Source organism: Segatella sinensis (genome assembly GCF_040095255.1).
In the GTDB taxonomy this organism is placed as follows: Bacteria; Bacteroidota; Bacteroidia; order Bacteroidales; family Bacteroidaceae; genus Prevotella; species Prevotella sinensis.
Map to the genome: position 1 here is coordinate 1 of NZ_JBBNGE010000140.1, position 586 is coordinate 586.

General features: G+C 50.3%; 1 pseudogene. It reads left to right on the forward strand.

What is annotated here, in order from left to right:
* Positions 1-301: pseudogene (locus AAAT87_RS15475) on the forward strand (hypothetical protein); the annotation flags it as partial.
* Between the last annotated feature and the right edge of the window lie 285 nt (positions 302-586).

The following is a 586-nucleotide window of genomic DNA, read 5'->3' on the forward strand; positions in this document are numbered from 1 at the left end:
CAACAGTAAATTCGAGACACCACGCCTCGAACAGGAACTGGTGGATCTCTACTTCCGGAAGCCTTCGGAGGGAGAGAACGGGGAGTTTGTGTCCGTAGCCCGGGCGATGCAGATCATCGGCTGCAACATCACTCAGAAGCTGAGCAGCCAGAAGATTGGCAAGGCATTCGGAGACCTGGGTTTCAACAGGTTACGCACCAAGCACAGTCGTGGTTTCGTCGCCATCATCCGTACGGCAGAAGAGATCAGGAACTATCAGATTTCCCTGGGTATCGATGCCAGCGGCAATCTCCCATTCTGATGACGGGTGACGGCGGTGACACTTGTTTTCTAAAACTTTCTCTCACGCGGGCAGGCAGGAAAAATTTTCCAGAAAGGCCTCCCGCCCGCCTACGTGAGAGAGATTTCTGAAAAAGCCTGTCACCGGTGTCACCCTGTCACCCGGATGTAAGTCTCATTCCAGTATCCTAAGCAAGTCACTCAGGCATCCTAAGCAAGTCACTTACGGGTCGTAAGTAAGTCACTTAGGCATCGTAAACAAGTCACTTTTAAATTTCAATCAATATGGAACAGAAATGTTATTCCA